This is a genomic window from Agrobacterium larrymoorei (assembly GCF_037722385.1).
In the GTDB taxonomy this organism is placed as follows: Bacteria; Pseudomonadota; Alphaproteobacteria; order Rhizobiales; family Rhizobiaceae; genus Agrobacterium; species Agrobacterium larrymoorei_C.
Genome location: NZ_JBBKAQ010000019.1, coordinates 154,746 through 171,855 on the forward strand (window position 1 = coordinate 154,746; position 17,110 = coordinate 171,855).

At 57.9% G+C, this 17,110-nt stretch carries 16 protein-coding genes and 1 pseudogene; 6 read left to right on the top strand and 11 right to left on the bottom strand.

Annotated elements, in window-relative coordinates:
• Positions 1-134 precede the first annotated feature (134 nt).
• Entirely contained in the window at positions 135-1,700 is a 1,566-nt protein-coding gene (locus tag WKI41_RS18785) for a helicase HerA-like C-terminal domain-containing protein (RefSeq protein ID WP_340194988.1), read from the top strand.
• A 121-nt stretch (positions 1,701-1,821) separates the two neighbouring features.
• Positions 1,822-2,043 (top strand): annotated as a pseudogene (locus WKI41_RS18790) (GNAT family N-acetyltransferase); the annotation flags it as partial.
• On the opposite strand, the gene WKI41_RS18795 reads toward WKI41_RS18790, so the two are convergent.
• The 3 genes from WKI41_RS18795 to WKI41_RS18805 form a co-directional block, all read right to left on the bottom strand.
• Complete coding sequence (locus WKI41_RS18795) at positions 2,032-2,796, bottom strand: RES family NAD+ phosphorylase (RefSeq protein ID WP_340194989.1); 765 nt, start codon at positions 2,794-2,796, stop codon at positions 2,032-2,034. The pseudogene WKI41_RS18790 and the gene WKI41_RS18795 overlap by 12 nt on opposite strands.
• Positions 2,756-3,136: an MbcA/ParS/Xre antitoxin family protein gene (locus WKI41_RS18800; protein WP_340194990.1), complete on the bottom strand. Its 381-nt coding sequence runs from the start codon at positions 3,134-3,136 to the stop codon at positions 2,756-2,758. The genes WKI41_RS18795 and WKI41_RS18800 overlap by 41 nt, the downstream gene beginning before the upstream one ends.
• 121 nt (positions 3,137-3,257) lie before the next feature.
• Entirely contained in the window at positions 3,258-3,683 is a 426-nt protein-coding gene (locus WKI41_RS18805; protein WP_296017204.1) for an organic hydroperoxide resistance protein, read from the bottom strand.
• A gap of 351 nt (positions 3,684-4,034) precedes the next feature.
• Between WKI41_RS18805 and WKI41_RS18810 the strand changes: the two genes are divergently transcribed.
• The gene (locus WKI41_RS18810) at positions 4,035-4,481 is read left to right on the top strand and encodes a MarR family winged helix-turn-helix transcriptional regulator (protein WP_340194991.1); all 447 of its coding nucleotides are present in this window, start codon (positions 4,035-4,037) and stop codon (positions 4,479-4,481) included.
• 229 nt (positions 4,482-4,710) lie between these two features.
• Here the strand turns inward: WKI41_RS18810 and WKI41_RS18815 are convergent, their stop codons facing one another.
• The 5 genes from WKI41_RS18815 to WKI41_RS18835 form a co-directional block, all read right to left on the bottom strand.
• Complete coding sequence (locus WKI41_RS18815) at positions 4,711-5,448, bottom strand: L,D-transpeptidase (protein WP_425341069.1); 738 nt, start codon at positions 5,446-5,448, stop codon at positions 4,711-4,713.
• A 194-nt stretch (positions 5,449-5,642) separates the two neighbouring features.
• Positions 5,643-6,527 (bottom strand): L,D-transpeptidase, encoded by an 885-nt coding sequence (locus tag WKI41_RS18820; protein WP_340194993.1) that lies wholly within the window; start codon positions 6,525-6,527, stop codon positions 5,643-5,645.
• Positions 6,528-6,735: 208 nt separating this feature from the next.
• Positions 6,736-7,674 (bottom strand): alpha/beta hydrolase family protein, encoded by a 939-nt coding sequence (locus tag WKI41_RS18825; RefSeq protein ID WP_340194994.1) that lies wholly within the window; start codon positions 7,672-7,674, stop codon positions 6,736-6,738.
• A 93-nt stretch (positions 7,675-7,767) separates the two neighbouring features.
• A complete protein-coding gene (locus WKI41_RS18830; RefSeq protein WP_340195029.1) occupies positions 7,768-9,393 on the bottom strand; it encodes a cisplatin damage response ATP-dependent DNA ligase in 1,626 nt (541 codons plus the stop codon).
• 2 nt (positions 9,394-9,395) lie between these two features.
• On the bottom strand, positions 9,396-10,406 hold the full coding sequence (locus tag WKI41_RS18835) for a ligase-associated DNA damage response exonuclease (RefSeq protein WP_340194995.1): 1,011 nt from the start codon (positions 10,404-10,406) through the stop codon (positions 9,396-9,398).
• A 140-nt stretch (positions 10,407-10,546) separates the two neighbouring features.
• Between WKI41_RS18835 and WKI41_RS18840 the strand changes: the two genes are divergently transcribed.
• Entirely contained in the window at positions 10,547-11,371 is an 825-nt protein-coding gene (locus WKI41_RS18840; protein ID WP_340194996.1) for a diguanylate cyclase, read from the top strand.
• Here WKI41_RS18840 and WKI41_RS18845 read toward each other — a convergent pair.
• On the bottom strand, positions 11,340-12,860 hold the full coding sequence (locus tag WKI41_RS18845; RefSeq protein ID WP_340194997.1) for an MDR family MFS transporter: 1,521 nt from the start codon (positions 12,858-12,860) through the stop codon (positions 11,340-11,342). The two genes, WKI41_RS18840 and WKI41_RS18845, sit on opposite strands and share 32 nt — an antisense overlap.
• A 109-nt stretch (positions 12,861-12,969) precedes the next feature.
• On the opposite strand from WKI41_RS18845, the gene WKI41_RS18850 reads away from it, so the two are divergent.
• Positions 12,970-13,476 carry a MarR family winged helix-turn-helix transcriptional regulator gene (locus WKI41_RS18850; RefSeq protein ID WP_340194998.1) on the top strand — a complete coding sequence of 169 codons (507 nt, stop codon included), beginning with the start codon at positions 12,970-12,972 and terminating at the stop codon, positions 13,474-13,476.
• Positions 13,477-13,511: 35 nt separating this feature from the next.
• Here WKI41_RS18850 and WKI41_RS18855 read toward each other — a convergent pair whose 3' ends face one another.
• Positions 13,512-14,975 carry a sensor domain-containing protein gene (locus tag WKI41_RS18855; protein WP_340194999.1) on the bottom strand — a complete coding sequence of 488 codons (1,464 nt, stop codon included), beginning with the start codon at positions 14,973-14,975 and terminating at the stop codon, positions 13,512-13,514.
• Positions 14,976-15,296: 321 nt separating this feature from the next.
• Here WKI41_RS18855 and WKI41_RS18860 point away from each other — a divergent pair, with 321 nt between their 5' ends.
• Positions 15,297-15,956, top strand: coding sequence for a glutathione S-transferase family protein (locus WKI41_RS18860; RefSeq protein WP_340195000.1), 660 nt, complete (start codon positions 15,297-15,299; stop codon positions 15,954-15,956).
• A 105-nt stretch (positions 15,957-16,061) separates the two neighbouring features.
• Here the strand turns inward: WKI41_RS18860 and WKI41_RS18865 are convergent, their stop codons facing one another.
• On the bottom strand, positions 16,062-17,066 hold the full coding sequence (locus WKI41_RS18865; RefSeq protein ID WP_340195001.1) for an asparaginase: 1,005 nt from the start codon (positions 17,064-17,066) through the stop codon (positions 16,062-16,064).
• Positions 17,067-17,110 lie beyond the last annotated feature (44 nt).

Here is a 17,110-nt window from a genome sequence, read left to right on the forward strand (position 1 = left end):
ATACAAAGGTTTTTCGATCCGCTGTTCTCAACCTTATCAAACAGTTGTTGAGGGCCAAAACAGTTCCTATAAGTATAGTGCGGAATTTAAAAAACGGGGCACCGTTGCCCGGACAGCTTGGGAAGGATCGCCATATGTTGCAGGACGGAAAGCTTTATATCGGCACGAGCCGCAACCCGGACGACAGCCTCAACAAGGGCGAATATCTCGATCTTCGTTTCGGCAATCGCCACGGGCTGATCACGGGCGCCACCGGCACCGGCAAGACCGTTTCCCTGCAGGTGCTCGCGGAAGGTTTCGCTAAGGCGGGTGTCCCGGTTTTCTGTGCCGACATCAAGGGCGACCTTTCCGGCATTGCCAAGCCTGGTGAAGCCAAGGACTGGGTGACGAAGCGCGCCGAGCAGATCGGCTTTTCCGACCTCTCCTTCGAGCAGTTTCCGGTGATCTTCTGGGATCTCTATGGTGAAAAGGGTCATCGCGTGCGCGCGACGATCGCCGAGATGGGCCCTCTCCTTCTCGCACGCCTAATGGATGCCTCGGAAGCGCAGGAAGGCGTGCTCAATATCGCCTTCAAGATCGCCGATCAGGGCGGCCTGCCGCTTCTGGACCTGAAGGATTTGCAGTCGCTACTGAATTATATGGGCGAGCATGCAAGCGAACTCTCCAGTCAGTTCGGCTTGATTTCAAAATCTTCCGTCGGTTCCCTGCAACGTGGTCTGCTGGTTCTGGAGCAGCAAGGCGCGCAGCACTTCTTCGGCGAACCGGCGCTGAAGATCGCCGATATCATGCGCACCACCAGCGACGGGCGCGGCGTGATCTCGGTTCTCGCCGCCGACAAGTTGATGATGAACCCGCGCCTCTACGGCACCTTCCTGCTGTGGATGCTTTCCGAACTCTTCGAAGAGCTGCCGGAAGTGGGCGATCCGGCCAAGCCGAAGCTCGTTTTCTTCTTCGATGAGGCGCATCTTCTCTTCAACGATGCGCCGCGCGTGCTGATCGAACGGGTCGAACAGGTGGTTCGCCTTATCCGATCCAAGGGCGTTGGCGTCTATTTCGTCACCCAGAACCCGCTCGATGTGCCGGAAACAGTTCTGGCGCAGCTTGGTAACCGCGTCCAGCACGCGCTCCGCGCCTATACGCCGCGCGAGCAGAAGGCGGTGAAGACAGCCGCCGATACGTTCCGCCAGAACCCGGCCTTCAATACGGCAGAAGCCATCACCACGCTCGGCACTGGCGAAGCGCTGGTCTCTACACTACAGGACAAAGGCGCACCCTCCATCGTTGAGCGCACGCTGGTACGTCCGCCATCAGGCCGCGTCGGTCCGGTAACGGAGGATGAGCGCCGCAGCATCATGGCGTCCAGCCCGGTGGCGGGGCTTTACGACCAAGATATCGACCGCGAATCCGCTTTCGAAATTCTTGGCGAACGCGCGCGTAAGGCGGCGGAAGCGGAAGCTGCCAAGCGCGCGGCAGACGAACAGGCAAGCCAGCAGCCGGACAGCGCCGCGGGCCGCTGGAAACTGCCGGGCTTCGGTGACGAGGAACCGAAGCAGGCTTCCACCACCGGCGGCGGCAGACGCTCCAGCGGCTACCAGCGTGAGACGGTGATCGAGGCGGCAATGAAGAGCGCGGCTCGTTCTGTCGCGACTTCGGTGGGCCGGGCGCTCGTTCGCGGCATCTTAGGAAGCCTGCGGCGCTGAAGCGTGTCGCGAACCTTCAGATTCGCTTCCCACGCTTTAGCTCCTTCTTCTGTTGCGTGTCGTGATCGCAAAGCCGCCGCACACTATTGCGCGACGCCATTTGATGTCGCCCCTTTTGGGGCTCGGCTATCATAGGATTGTCGCGAGGCTCGATGCGAAGAATCAAGGCTCCATCGGCATTGTCGAACGATTGAAGATGCGCAAGGAAGCCCATCTCATTCAGAACGACCGCTTCAATGGCATATGGGGCGATGAGTTCATCTACGCCACCCCTAGGGGGAGTGGGACGGGTGAAGTCCTGATGACCAAAGCGACCCCGATCTTTGCAGAGTCAGGCCTTTAATAGCCTGGCAATCCGCGGATCGGCGGAAAAATCCTTCAGGGAAAATCCGATGCGCTGCACAGGCTGCTCGCAGAGCGCCTGTATTCCTATTTTCGACAGACGGATGCGCCAACTGGTGCGCGCGACCGGACGCTTCGACTTGAAACCGAGAGGCGTCAGCAGCGCGATGTTATTGCCCCTTCCTGGGTCTCGTACCGAACGATAAAGGATCGCCTGAATGCTCGCCTCACGCGCTGTATCGGCCAAGTTCTGACACGGCCCGTAGTTCGTCAGGTCGGTCCAGGAAGCCGCATCGCGAGATAGCGCAGGCTTCGTCAAATCGATTGCCGCATCGGTGTGAATGTCGGTGGCAAAGGCAGTGTATTCCGCCGGATTGACGGGCATCGGCGTTGCAGGAGACTCGGCATAGAACAGTAAGCGGTAGAAGGCCATTTCGGCCAGCGCTGTCTCTATCCTCTTGGCAGCGTAAAAAACGCCCTTGGTAAAGCCTGCTCGACGAAAGCGCGAGCCGTAGGGATACGCGGAATCATATCGGAAGGGCGTGGCCAGCAGATAATCGAGGCCCTCGCATTCCGGCGGAAACCGTCGTTTGCTGCTTTCCAGAATATCCTCGAGCAGGGACTGCTCATCGACGGTATCGACGAGCTTCATGGTCGATACACGGTGCTGCGCCTCGACAAGGCGCCACCAGCGTCCGGACGATGGAAAGCTTTCAGAGCGGAGCGCGTCTGGCGTCCAGGTAAGAGAGGACATCGAGCAATCCGGTAATCGAGGTGAGCTTTTCAGCAGGCACGCCCGCGAGCGCATCATTGTGGTTTTGAAGCCAGGCGCGGGACACGGCATCATCTCCGCCGACAATGGCGTCGAGCGAGCGGAAGACACGGATCAGAAGTACGGCAAGTTCGAACGGCTTGCTGCCAGGCTCGAGACATAAATCCTGCTTCTTCATTCTCGATATGGTTGGGGCTGAAATACCAAGTATATCTGAAAGGCGAGCTGCATTCAGGCCGAGTCGCTCCGATGCAGCAAGAACAGCTTTTGTGATGACCGTTCCTTCTTGCGAGGACGGCGCAGACCTGAGCTGAATATTCATCGCATACCCTTTCTTGAGAAAGAATATACCGCACTTCTTTCAGAAAGCAAGAACGGCCGGTTGGGGGTCAACCGGCCGTCCGAGTCGACGTCACCGCATTAACGGTGACAGTCCAAAAAGATTATTCGACCGAGACTGGCACTTCCGTGGAGGTGCGAAGTGCGTGCGAATACGGGCAAACGATGTGCGCCTTCTTCACGAGGTCTTCTGCTGTGGCCTTGTCGAGGCCTGGGATATTGACCTTGAGCGATACGTCGATGCCAAAGCCGCCGCCATCTTCGCGCGGGCCGACACCGACGCTTGCCGTCACGGTCGTGTCATCAGGAATCTTCACCTTTTCCTTGCCGGCTACAACGCGCAACGCGCCGAGGAAGCAGGCAGAGTAACCGGTTGCGAAAAGCTGCTCAGGGTTCGTGCCGTGGGCACCGTTACCACCGAGTTCCTTTGGAACAGTCAAGGTTACGTCCAAAACACCGTCTTCGGTCTTGGAATTGCCTTCACGTCCGCCACCGGTTGCCGTCGCCTTGGTTGTGTAAAGAATTGGCATGTCATGTACTCCCTTGGTTTGCGTTGGGTATCTTATAGCGCGTTATTGAATTGCGCGCAATATAATTTTGCGCATTGAAAAAATTTCTCTGGTCTGCGATAAGGTTAATAAGATTGCTCGGCCTTCGCATGCAGCAGGAACCGAGTGACGGGATAAAATGTTCCCTAGAGCGCTTCCCTGCCGCGCGGAATTGCTTCGCCGGAACGGAATTTCGCAGAATGGAGAAACATCGGCAGTCGGTCTCTCAGAGATGGACGCCAAGGATGCTTCTATTCTGGTGAAACTCTTTCCGATGAAGGCTGTCCGAGCAGCAAGAGAGCGCTTCAACAGCGCATTTTGGAGCTCACACGAATGGACGACGGGACAATGGAAGGCCTTCTAAGGCTGGACGTGCAGATATGTTTCGCGCTTTACGGCGCAGCCCATGCGTTTACGCGGGCCTACAAGCCCCTGCTGGAGCCGCTTGGCCTCACATACCCGCAATATCTGGTGATGATGGCGCTGTGGGAGGAAGACAACGCCACAGTGAAGGCACTTGGCGAGATGCTCGGTCTCGATTCAGGCACACTCTCCCCTCTCCTGAAGCGGTTGGAACAAGCAGGCCTCATTACGCGCAAGCGCGGCAAGCAGGATGAGCGCCAGGTCGTCATCAGCCTGACGCAGGAAGGCGCCGACATGAAGAAAAAGGCGGTGAATGTCATGCGCTCGATTGGCGAGGCGACAGGATGCAGCCTTGAAGAGCTCGGCCAAATTCGGGATCGGCTGAATTCGTTGAAGGACAATTTGGCGCGAGCGTAGTGTGCTGCGCAATCTTTCAGATTTGCTCCTTGCACCTCAAAACATGTCGGGCAAAGTGTGCGGCGGTTTTGTGCGACACGTTTAACGCCGACCCTTTCACCCGTGTCCCAGAATACGTTTTCGCCGTTGAAGGATTGGCGAAACAAAGATCGGTAGCGTGCTTCACGGATGCGCCTGCACCACCCTCACGCCTCAGCATGAGGGTGGTAGATAGGGTAAGGAGGTCAGCTTACTGCCAGACAACCACACGTGCCTTGTTCGGGACGCGGTCATAAAGATCGATGATGTCCTGGTTCATCAGGCGAACACAGCCAGACGATACGGCCTTGCCGATGGAATTCCACTCCGGCGACCCGTGCAGACGGTAGAGCGTATCCTTGCCATTCTGGAAGATGTAGAGCGCGCGTGCACCCAGCGGGTTCTTCAGGCCAGGCGCCATACCGCCATTCTTGGAGGAGTATTTGACCAGCTCCGGCTGACGCGCCACCATTTCATCCGGCGGAGTCCACTTTGGCCACTTCTGACGCCACTGGATGACACCCTCGCCCGACCAGGCAAAGCCTTCGCGGCCGATGCCGACGCCGTAGCGCATGGCAGAACCGCCGGGCTCAACAACGTAAAGGAAGCGCGACCGCGTATCGACGACAACCGTGCCGGGACGCTCGCCCGTCGGATCGACGACCCGCTGGCGATAATAACGGCGATCGATTTTCTGGTACGGCACTGCCGGGATAACGAAACCGCCATCCTCAACCGTGCCATACATGACCGCCAGTTCAGCGTCCGAAATCCCGGACGAGAACATCTGTCGGAAATCGTTAGCAACGCCACCGGCAAAGCCGAGCGGTTGCGTGCTGTCATAGGGGCCGACACCGGAAGATGCACAACCCGCCAACAGCGACGCGGAAGAAAGGCCCAGAAGGGAAAGGAAAGTCCGTCTTGAAAGATCTGTGTCGGTGCTCATCATAAGTCCGGTTTTCTCACATCGGAGGCGAAGAGGGAGGCACTGTACCGAAGCGTGCAGAACCTGCCTTTCAATCTCGCCGTACGTCGTTTGTTCCACGATACATCAGCTATTGCTATAGTGGTTAAGACATACTGAAAGCCAGTTGCACCGCTGCAACATTAACGCTCTCGGAGCGCTTTCATCCGAAGCCGTGTTTAGATCACCACAATCGGCGCGCCCTGCGGCACACGATCGTAAAGATCGATCACATCCTGATTGAGCATTCTGACACAGCCAGATGACGTCGCTTTGCCAACCGACTGCCAGTCCGGCGTTCCATGCACACGATAGAGCGTGTCCTTGCCGTCCTTGAAAATGTAAAGAGCCCGCGCACCGAGCGGGTTATTCAGACCGGGGACCATTCCGCCGCGCGCCGCCGAGATCGACGCCAGTTCCGGTTGTCGCTCTACCATTTCGTCAGGCGGCGTCCAGCGTGGCCACTTTGCCTTCCACTGGATCTTACCACGCCCCGCCCAGGCATAACCGGAACGTCCGAGCCCGACACCATATCGGACCGCCTTGCCGCCGGGCTGCACCAAATACAGGAAATGCTGTCTCGTATCGACGACGATGGTGCCTGGCGCTTCAGCCGTCTGGTAGCTGACCTCCTGGCGCAGGAACCGCGGATCGATGCGGCTATAAGGGATGGCTGGCAGCGTGTGGCCGTCATCCGACAGCACATCATACATGGCGCGGTGGAGCGGGTTGGAGACCGGCAGACCGTATCCCATCGTGCGATCGCGGTAGGCCGGTGACAATGCCGGCCCTGGACGCGCCGTTGTCGGCGGGCCGTAAAGCTGCTGGAACTGTGAGCGGAAGAGATCAGGCGGGCGGCTGTTGATCGATCCAGGCGTCGGCGGGAGCGGATCGCGAGGGATCGAGCCCACATTGTTGTAATTGAAGACTGGCGCCGTTTCCCGCACGAAGACGTCGGCGTTCATGCGGCTGGTGTCGGTGATGAACAGGCAGCCGCTGAGAAGCGGCGTGGCCATCAGCGCGCAGGCAAATCGACGCAGGGTCTTCAGGGAAAATACAATCATCGAACCGCTTCAGAGAAAGATCACTGGCGGCACAATGACTCGCGCGGCTGGCGCGAAGCTGGAGACATGGACGACCATCGCGGCCGTGGACGAGCGCGCCTAAAGCACGTCGCGCAAAAGTGTGACTCGGTTTTGCGGCAACGACATGCGGTTAAACAACGACCTAAAGCATATGAGCGAATCTAAAAGATTGCGCCACGCTCTAGCGTCAGACGAAATTGTTGAAGAAGCGGATACTCTCGTCGACAGCATGCGGCACAACGCCATTATGCGTGCCGGGCAGCAGCCTATGATCGATCTTGGATCCCACGGACGTTGCTCGCTTCACAAGAAGCTTGTGATCGGCATCGAAAGGCCGCTCCTCCGTGCCGCGAAGCAGCAGCGTCGGGCATTTGAGGCTGTGACCGAAGCAGACCGAGGAGCGCATGATGAACTCCTGCTGATCGCTCTCATCGAAACACAGCTCATCCGTGTAGCGATTGAAGTAGCGCCAGGAATTGACACCAGCCGAGATCGGTACGGCTGCGCGGAACTTCCGCGTCATCGCCGCGAGCAAGGAAAGCGTGCCGCCATTGGAGTGACCGGCCAGGAAGAAGCGATCCTTGTCGATTCCAGGCAGGTTTTCCAGATACTCGGCTGCCGATAGCGCATCCGACGTCTCGTCGTAGAAGCCGGAGTAATATCCCTTCTGTCCGTTCTCACCGCGGAAGGATGGCAGCATCACGACAAAGCCCGCCTCCCAGTAAGGCTTCATCAATGCCCAGTGGCCATCGCCGGTGGCGTTACCACCATGGAGGAAGAGAACGGCAGGCTTGAGCTTTTTCTCCGGCACATATTCCGACAACCAGGCGACAAGCTCGATCGAGCCGTTCGGCCCCCCTGGATAGGTGACGCGTCGTGCGCCCGGTGGTGTGCCGAGTGGTTCGGATTTTTCAGGTGCCGACATCTTGCGCAGAAGGTGGGTGCGAAACTTTTCCCGCGCCTTGGCATAGTCCTCGCGCTCAAGCGGAAGAACCGGCGGCTGGTCCACCTCCGAATGCGCGCCTTTCGGCAACAAGGCCGCGGCGCCGAGACCAAACGTACCCGCCAGCAGGGCGCGGCGTGTCGGAGAAAAAGGAAAAATCTTATCCATGCGCTTGTCTGTCATGTGGGAGATCCGATCAGCGTTGCACAACACAATTTCAGCACCGGAATGTCCGATTGTCTACTTAATGTTTTTCTTTAATAGCGTCATATTCATTCATTTCTCCCGCTCATCTACCATCGCCATCAGTGTGACCAGCCGGTCGGCTTCGGAGGGGAGTTTGTCGGCACGCAAACGTGCGATCCGTGGAAAGCGCATCGCCACGCCGGATTTATGGCGGGCCGAACGATTGATGCCTTCAAAGGCGACTTCGAGCACGAAACCAAAGGACGGCGTGGCGCGCACCGCGCGAACGGGGCCGAAGCGCTCGACGGTGTTGTCGCGCACGAACTTGTCCAACACTTCAAGCTCTGCGTCGGTGAAGCCGAAATAGGCCTTGCCCACCGGCACGAGTTGCTCGCCATCTTCGCCGTCCGCCCAGACCCCAAACGTGAAATCGGAATAGTAGCTAGAGCGTTTGCCGTGACCACGCTGCGCATACATCATCACCGCGTCAATGTTGAAGGGATCGCGCTTCCATTTGAACCATGGTCCTTTGGCGCGCCCCGCTTGATAGACGCTATCCTTGCGCTTGATCATCACGCCCTCGATCACCGGATCGGGCGGTGCCTTGCGCAGATCGTTGAGTTCCTGCCAGTTCGAGAATGGCACCAGCGGGGAAAGATCGAAGCGATCATGCGGCGCCGTGTCGATAAGATCGGTCAGCTGTTTGCGCCGCTCCAGGTAGGTGGTGCCTCGAATATCCTCCTCGCCTTTGAACAGCAGGTCATAGGCGCGGATGAAGGCGGGATACTCCTCCATCATCCGTCCGGTCACCGTCTTGCGGTTCAGACGTTGCTGGAGATCTGAAAAGGTTCGCGTCGCACTATTGGAGCGCGCCGTGCCACCGATCAGAAGCTCACCATCGATGACGCCATCAAAATTTGCTGCTTCGAGAATGTCCGGAAAAGCGCCCGATATGTCATCGCCGGAGCGCGAGTAGAGCTTGCGCGTGTCGCCCGCGCGTGAGAGCTGGACGCGGATGCCATCCCACTTCCATTCGGCGGCGAAATCCTGCGGATCGAGATGGGTAAGGTCGTTGTCGCCGACTGGCGTCGATAGCATGACGGAATGAAAAATAGCGGGTGTCGCGAGAAGTGGCCGGTCGGTCTTCCCTTCCAGCCAGGCGAAGAGCGGCTCATAGGGTGGCTCCAGACCATGCCAGAGCGTTTCGATCTCGGTGATATCCTTCCCGGCAAAATCTGCGAGCGCCTGACGGGCCAAGCGCGCAGACACCCCGATGCGTAGACCGCCCGTTACGAGCTTCAGAAAGGCGAAACGCGAGGATGTGTCCAGGCGATCCAGAAGTTCTCGCACCGCGCCACGCACTTCCGTTTTGCCGAGTGCATTGATCTTGCGCACAACTTCGCCGAGGCCGGGATCGTTTGCCTTGGGCAGATCGGCGTTCTGGCTAGTATCCCAGACGAGCGAGATCGTTTCGGCCAGATCGCCGACATAATCGTAGGAATAGCGGAAGAGCACCTCGTCCATGCGCTCCAGAACGAGTTCTCTCAGCATGGCGGGCTTAACGCTCTTCAGGTCGAGGGTGCCTGCAATCGCTGCGAGCCCGTATCCGCGATCGGGATCAGGCGTATCACGGAAGTAATCCGTCAGAAGGGTCAGCTTGCCGTTTCTGGATGGGGTGAGGACAAGACGGTCGAGCAGGGTCGCAAAGGCTTTCACGCTCAATCCCCCTCATCTTCATAGCCGACGAGATGTAGCGGCCGCGCGGGAATGCCCTGGAGCTCGCACCAGCGCACCAGGGCCTCTTCTCGCCCATGCGTGACCCAAACTTGCGATGGCGCGACTTCCTTGATCGTCTCCAAGAGTTCCGGCCAATCGCAATGATCGGAAATCACCAGAGGCAGTTCGACACCGCCCTGCTTTGCGCGCTGGCGCACCATCATCCAGCCTGAAGCAAAACAGATCATTGGCTCGTTAAAGCGCCGCGCCCAGCGCTCCTGAAACGCCGAGGGCGGCCCGACGACGATTGCGCCCTTGAATTGCTCAGGGCTGCTCTTCTCCAAGGTCGCTGGGCGAATATCGCCCAGATCGATCCCTTGAGAGACGTAGTAATCGCACAGCTTTGCCAGAGCGCCGTGAATGTAAACTGGCCCGGAATAGCCGTTATCGCGCAAAAGTCGCAGAACGCGCTGGGCCTTACCGAGCGAATAAGCGCCGACGAGATGCGTTCGTTCGGGAAACTGGCGGATAGAGGTCAGAAGCTTTGCGATCTCGCGGGCTGGCGCCGGGTGATGAAAGACCGGAAGGGCGAAGGTGGCTTCGGTGATGAAGACATCGCAGGCGACTGGCTCAAAGGGTGCACAGGTGGGGTCTACACCACGCTTGTAGTCGCCCGACGCGACGATGCGCAGACCGTTATATTCTATGGAAATTTGGGCTGAGCCAAGCACGTGCCCAGCCGGATGAAACCCGACCGTCACACCATTGACCTGCGCGGTCTCTCCGAAGTCGATGGCCTGCTCGCTGACGGTAAAGTCCTCGCCGTAACGCAGGCGCATGATGTCGAGGGTCTGGCGCGTGGCCAGCACGTTTTCGTGGCCCGCCCGCGCGTGATCCGAATGACCATGGGTGATCAACGCCTTCGGCACCGGCTTGACCGGGTCGATGTAAAAGTCACCCACCGGGCAATAGAGCCCCTTTGGTGTCGGGCTGAGTAGTTTTTCTGGTTTCATGGTGTCGGGATCGACCGAAATTTACGATGCTTCAAAACGTCTTGTGCAAGACAAAACGAACCGTGGGGAATAAGGTTCATTCTGCGTGGGAGTGCTTTGGCCAGTGCAAGTGGTTTGGCCGGCAAAGGGGTATCGGCACAATGCAGGCGTTCTGGTCACGCATCATCTTTCGCGCCTTGCTTGCCGCCTTCGGATCACTGGTGGCATCACTGCTCATCGTTTCGGTACTCGTTCCACAGATGGGCGGCACAGTTGAAGGTGTCGGCCTCCTGATGGCCATCATCTGCCCCGTTGCCATTGCGGGTCCAGCCAGCGGCGTTCAGTTCTATCAGTTGGAGCGGTTGAAACAGGCGCGCGTTGCGCTGACGCGTTCGCATCTGGAACTCGACAATCTACATCGCGATCTCATCGCAGCACATGCTGCGGTGATAGAGGCGTCCCTGCGCGATCCCATGACCGGGGCCTATAATCGTATCGGCTTCATGCAGCGCATGAGCGAAAGCACCAGTACTCAAGGCACCGTGCTGTTCATTGACGCAGACCGCTTCAAGTCCATCAACGACCGTTTCGGCCACCGGACAGGCGATCAAGCCTTACAGACCATCGCCAAGGCTTTACGTAAAGGTCTGCGGCCAGACGATTTTCTAGGCCGGATCGGCGGCGAAGAGTTCGTCATTTTCCTTGATGGCGTTACTGCGCCGGCGGATATCGACCGCATGGCGAACGTGTTTCTCAAGTCCGTATCCTCGACCCCGCTTTTGACGGATACCGGAGCGATTGTAGATCTCAGCATCAGCATAGGGACCGCAAGTTTTTCCGCGCTTTGCGATGCGGACGAGCTTCTCAGAGAAGCCGATGCCCGCATGTATGAGGCAAAGCGAGACGGCCGCAACCGAGCCGTCATCGGTCGCGATGTGTCGACACCCCTAACTTTTAGTCTTGCCGGGCCTTCTGCTCCGTGCTGACCGGCAGTCGAACGTTCTTCAGCATCACCGCTGCGATGAGGCCAATCACCGCCGTTCCCGCGGCCGCGATAAACAGCGGCGTGAAGGCAGCGGCATAAAGATCGGCGACAGCGTGCTGAGAGGCGGCAGGCAATTGCGCCAGCATTTTCGGCGTCAATTCCTGGACGCGCCCGACGCCCGGGATGTCGGCCCCGGTGCCCTTCAGATTTGAAGATATGACAGCGCCATAAATAGAGATGGCGAGAGCAGCACCGCCCATGCGTGTCAGCGCAACAGCCCCGCTTGCAGCGCCGACATCTGCTTTGGACGCGGAATTCTGGACGCCGATGATCGGCGCCTGCTGGCCAAGGCCAACGCCAAGTCCCTGCAACAGCATCAGCCCTGCGATGATTGAAAGAGGAGTGCCCGCATGAACTTGCGAGAGCGAGAGCATGGCAACCACTGCAATCGACAGACTGATGATCGAAAACGGCTTGTAGCTACCGGTCTTTGAAATCAGCCTGCCCGCGGTCAACGATCCCACGACGATGCCGCCGGTGACAGCGATGAAGAACAGGCCCGCTTGAGAGGGCGACAGCCCAGTCGTCGTCTGCAGAAAAAGGGCGTAGTAGTTGACCATGCCGATGCCGAGACCACCGCTGACCACCGAGATGATCATCAGCAGCGGAAAGGTCGAATCCTTGAACAGCCGCAGTGGCACGATAGGCTCGGGCGCCCTCTTCTCCACCTGGACCCAAAGCGTGCCGCAGAGAACGGCAAAGACGATGATGGCAATGCTCTGCCAGGCAATCAGCGATCCGAAAAGTTCAGCACTGTCGGCCCAGAGCACCACACTCGAGATCGTGGCAGCCAACAAAACGGCTCCGATATAGTCGATCTTCGGCTGACGATCCGGCCGACGGTACGGCAGGAGGAAGGCGAGACCCAGCAAAACGACAATGCCGATGGGCAGATTGATGAGGAAGATGGAGCGCCAGCCGAAGAGATCGCTCATCGTGCCGCCCAGGATCGGCCCGACACTTCCGGATGCCATGATGACGAGGCTTGAATAGCTCTGGTAACGTGCGCGCTCACGCGGAGCAAACAAATCCGCATTGACGGAAAAGATCGAGACCATGATGCCACCGCCGCCAAGACCCTGAAGAACACGGGCGGCGATCAGTGAATCCATCGACCAGGCAAGGCCGCAGGCAAGCGAACCGACTGTGAAAATGACGACAGCAGAGATCATCACATATTTGCGACCAAAGAGGTCGCCGAGCTTTCCATAAACCGGCATGACGGCGCTAGTGGCGAGCAAGTAGGCGGAGCCCACCCAGCCGAAGCGCTCGAGCGCGCCGAACTCGCCCACGATGGTCGGCAACGCAGTAGAGACGATCTGGTTGTCGAGTGTAGCCATGAACATGGCCAGCATCAGAAAAAGGAAGACAATCAGCCTGCGACGGGGCTCCGTCACGAGTGGAGCCGCAGAGTTCACCGACATATCCATGGAAAGATCTCGCGTTAAGCGTCAATTTATGTGCTTTTAGCATATATATGTCAATAGCATCTTTTGAAGGATTACTGTAAGGTGGCTCGATGAAAAGCGAGGCCAGTACATGAACGATCAGATCCTCAAGCGCGCAGACGAGAGCTTAGCCGTGCAGGACGACGTGCTGGCCATCAGCCACACGATGACACGCATGCGCATCATGATCGGCCGGCGCGTCATCGGCCGCACCGCAATCGCGAAACTGGCGCCGGGGCTTGATCTGTCGCATCTCGATGTTCTGGATGTAGTGCATCGGACTCAAGGCGATGCGACTGTCGGCTCAATCGCCGAAGGCATGCGCCTCGATCCATCGCGCGGAAGCCGTCTGGTCGCCGATATGGTTGGCAGGGGACTGTTACAGCGGGACGTCTCGCAGGAAGATGGCAGGCGAAGCGTCATCGCCGTCACCGTGCTTGGCCGCAGCATTCTCGAAGACATGCGCGATGCCAAGATCGCCATCATCCGCGACGTGGTCAGTGATTGGCCGAAGGAGGATGTTGCGGTTTTTGCGGAGCTTTTCGACCGATTCATCGGGCGCTTCGAGACGCGCCTCTCACCTGACGCGCGCCCTTAAGACGTGTCGTGATGTCACAGATTGGCTCTCATGCTTCAAGCGGCGTTCTCGACCTCGCCATCGCATTTCACTCGACCAGCCCTCTTCGCCTCATACATGGCAGAATCGGCTTTTGCCAAAAGGGTCTCCGGCGTCTTGCCGTCGCTTGGATAGAACGCTGTTCCCATTGAACATGTGACGGAAATCGGCCCTGTCGAAATTGCGATCTGCTTTTGCACTGCTTGGCGAATATCTTCAAGCCGGGCCATTACGCCAGCTTCATCGCGCTTGGGGTTGCTAAAGATAATGGCGAATTCATCACCTCCAAGCCGTACTGCGATATCCGAAGCGCGCGTATTTTCCGTGATCCGCTGGGCGATGGCGCGAAGAACCTCGTCTCCCGCCGCATGCCCATGAAGATCGTTGATCTGCTTGAACTTGTCGACATCGAGATAGGTAATGGCAACCAACCGATCTTCCCGCTTCGCCTCGTGAAGTGCGCGACGGAACTGTCCCCAGAAGAGATTACGGTTCGAAAGACCCGTCAGCGGATCGTGATGGGCCATGTAATGCACGCGCTCTTCAGCGCGACGGCGATCGATTGCGATGCCCGCAATGTTGGTCGCCATGTCGATGATGTCTTTCTCCATCTGGGTCGGCATGCGGACCGCCTTGGAGTAAAGAGCGAACGTTCCAAGCAGAACGTTGTTGTTGCCGAAGACCGGCGTCGACCAGCAGGAGCGAAGACCATGCGGCTCGATTGCCTCGATATAGTCGGCCCAGAGCGGATTTTCCAATGTATCGCTGACATAGACCGGCTCTTTGCGGAAAGCCGCCGTACCACAAGAGCCGCTGGCCGGCCCAACGGGAACACCATCTATCTTCGAGACGTATTTTGTCGGCAGTGAGGGTGCGGCGCCGTTGTGCAGCAGGGCAGTCTTCTCGTCCAGAAGGAGAACAGAGCCGTAAACATCGTCGAGGAGACTTTCAACCTCGCGCACCACGGCGGATAGGATATCCTTTAAAGGCTTCCCCTTGACGATCATTTCTAACAAAGCCGCGTGGCTCTTGCGCATCGTCTCCTGACGTTTAGCGAGCGTGATCTCGCGCGAAATACCGGCGAGCCCGATGGCCAAGCCGTCGTTGCCACGCAAAATGATGCGTGTTCCCGAAAACCAGCGCGTTGTTCCATCGTCTGCGACGATCGGTTCCTCCGCGTCGAAAATGTCCGTGTTGGTAGCGAGGATACGACGATCCAGCCGATCGATACAATCTGCGATTAGCTTCGGGGCGAGGTCGAAAATCGTCATTGAGCGGCCATTGAGGTGATCCCGCTTGTGGCCTAATGAGGCAAGCGCGGCAGCGTTCATATATTCGTATCGACCTGAACAATCTTTGATGAAGACCATTTCAGGGACGTTATCGAGCAGGAACGTCAGACTGTGTCGATGTATTTCCGGTATCAGCATTTCGATTGATGGCGCTTGTAAGCTTGACGGGATCGGACCGTTTTCACGCATCGTATTAAGACTCCATAAAATCTTATTACCGGCACGATGCTTGAGCGAACACCAATAAAGCTGCGCCGGTTATCAATGATTTCAGGCTATAGCGAAGGTTCTTATACACAATTAACGAAATGCGTTGCTCACTGGAGTTCCTTTATAGGCAACGAATTCTTCGTTTTATTACTAAAACGATATTATTGTCCCGCGCTGCTGGAGCACAAAGGCCAAAGTGGAAATTTGGCTCACGGCCAGCCTTCTGTCGAAGAGTAACATAGCCGTTGGATTCGGCAGAAAATGACTCTAGTTTTGCCTGGAAAATCGGAGAGGCTTCCTATGCTGACAATCTACGGCGTCTATCGTTCTCGTGCCACGCGGACATTATGGCTTGCACGCGAGCTGGATCTTGCGTTCGAACATGTGCCGGTCATCCAGGCGCGGCGTCTGGCCGATCCAATGGCGGCCGACGCGCCGATGAACACGCTGACGCCGTCCTATCTCGCCATCAACCCGATGGGAACGATTCCCTGCATCGACGACGACGGCATGGTCCTTTACGAGTCCATGGCTATCAATCTTTATCTGGCGCGCAAATACGGTACATCCGTCGCGCCGAAAGACGCTGCAGAAGATGCCCATATGATGCAGTGGTCGTTCTTTGCCGCGACGGAAATCGAGACGAATGCCCTGAAAATCTCTTCGACCTTTGCCGAAGGACTGGCCGATAGCGAAGCCGGCAAAGCCGTAATCGACGTGGCAGCGCGCATGTTGCGCCGACCGTTCCGTGTTCTGGAACAACACTTGAGCGACAAGGACTATCTGGTTGGTGATCGCTTTACGGTGGCCGATCTGAATGCCGCTGAAGTGGTTCGCTATGCGCAGGCGCACGCCCCGCTTTTCGGCGCACACCCAGCCGTCAAGGGGTGGCTTGAGCGTTGCCAGTCCCGCTCGGCCTTCAAAGCGATGTGGGATGCGAGAACTGTCGAACCGGCGTAAAGCCCCGTTCGTTCTCAAGCACGCACGAAGGGAGCTTTAGCGTTTGCATCGATGCATCACGCTTTGCCAAAATCGATCCGGATTTTCAGGCCGATGCTGTGAGGTTCAAGACAAGACTGAGGTGACGCGGATGTCGCCGACGTGTATACCGTTCCAGTTTCTCATGGAGCGGTTTGCCATTGCGTCGAGCGCGCGCTTCTCCATGCTGTCCTTGTCGAAGTGACGCGCCAACAGCGCGGCAATCATCGCCTCGGCGGCACGGGTCGTCCCGTCCTCGCATTTGACGGCAATCGCCAATCCCTGCTCCGGCAGGATGCCGATAAAGACGCCTTCTGCACCGTTCTTGGCAAAAATTTTGCCCGGAGCAATTTCCATCAGCTTCGTGCAGGTACGACCTGAGCCCGCAACGTAAAAAGGTTCTGCCATGCACGCTTCTATCAAGCGGCGCGAAGCCTGAGCGCGGACCGGCTCCAGCCCTTGCCCGGTCGCCATCTTGGCGAAACCATGCGCCAATGATTTCAGCGGCACGGCATAAGCGGGAATGGAGCATCCATCGATGCCGCAGCTATCTTCGGCGATAGCGACGCCCGTCAGGCTTTCCATCGTCGCGCGTATCTCTCGCTGCAGCGGGTGCTCTGCATTCACGTAACCCTTGGTTTTCATTCCATTATGGCTACAGGCACAGATGAAGCCGGAATGTTTGCCGGAACAGTTGTTGTGCAGCGCTGTCGGCTTCTCGATGCTGCGCGCCTGTCCGATAAGGGCTTTCTGGTCCAACGACCAGTGCGCGCCGCACTCGAGTGAGCCGAGATCATGACCCGCCCGCGCGAGCATGGAGGCGGCGAGTTCGACATGCGCGTCTTCGCCTGAATGGGAGGCGCAGGAAAGCGCGAGTTCTCGGTTGCCGAAACCGTAAGCATCCGCAGCACCGCTCTCAACCATGAACAAAGCCTGCATCGCCTTGCAGGCGGAACGTGGGAAAACCGCGCTTTCAACGTCGCCAGCCGAAAACATGACCGTGCCATCACCATCGACCACAACGGCCATGCCCCTATGACGGCTTTCGACGAGGTTGCCGCGTGTGACTTCAACGGTAACGGGGTTGTGCATGATGCCGGCCTCAAAAAATTCGAAATGCGATCCCTATCTAACCC

Coding starts and splice junctions, on each gene's coding strand:
- WKI41_RS18785 (WP_340194988.1), top strand. CDS start 135: ATGTTGCAGGACGGAAAGCTTTATATCGGCACGAGCCGCAACCCGGAC.
- WKI41_RS18795 (WP_340194989.1), bottom strand. CDS start 2,796: ATGTCCTCTCTTACCTGGACGCCAGACGCGCTCCGCTCTGAAAGCTTT.
- WKI41_RS18800 (WP_340194990.1), bottom strand. CDS start 3,136: ATGAATATTCAGCTCAGGTCTGCGCCGTCCTCGCAAGAAGGAACGGTC.
- WKI41_RS18805 (WP_296017204.1), bottom strand. CDS start 3,683: ATGCCAATTCTTTACACAACCAAGGCGACGGCAACCGGTGGCGGACGT.
- WKI41_RS18810 (WP_340194991.1), top strand. CDS start 4,035: ATGGACGACGGGACAATGGAAGGCCTTCTAAGGCTGGACGTGCAGATA.
- WKI41_RS18815 (WP_425341069.1), bottom strand. CDS start 5,448: ATGATGAGCACCGACACAGATCTTTCAAGACGGACTTTCCTTTCCCTT.
- WKI41_RS18820 (WP_340194993.1), bottom strand. CDS start 6,527: ATGATTGTATTTTCCCTGAAGACCCTGCGTCGATTTGCCTGCGCGCTG.
- WKI41_RS18825 (WP_340194994.1), bottom strand. CDS start 7,674: ATGACAGACAAGCGCATGGATAAGATTTTTCCTTTTTCTCCGACACGC.
- WKI41_RS18835 (WP_340194995.1), bottom strand. CDS start 10,406: ATGAAACCAGAAAAACTACTCAGCCCGACACCAAAGGGGCTCTATTGC.
- WKI41_RS18840 (WP_340194996.1), top strand. CDS start 10,547: ATGCAGGCGTTCTGGTCACGCATCATCTTTCGCGCCTTGCTTGCCGCC.
- WKI41_RS18845 (WP_340194997.1), bottom strand. CDS start 12,860: ATGGATATGTCGGTGAACTCTGCGGCTCCACTCGTGACGGAGCCCCGT.
- WKI41_RS18850 (WP_340194998.1), top strand. CDS start 12,970: ATGAACGATCAGATCCTCAAGCGCGCAGACGAGAGCTTAGCCGTGCAG.
- WKI41_RS18855 (WP_340194999.1), bottom strand. CDS start 14,975: ATGCGTGAAAACGGTCCGATCCCGTCAAGCTTACAAGCGCCATCAATC.
- WKI41_RS18860 (WP_340195000.1), top strand. CDS start 15,297: ATGCTGACAATCTACGGCGTCTATCGTTCTCGTGCCACGCGGACATTA.
- WKI41_RS18865 (WP_340195001.1), bottom strand. CDS start 17,066: ATGCACAACCCCGTTACCGTTGAAGTCACACGCGGCAACCTCGTCGAA.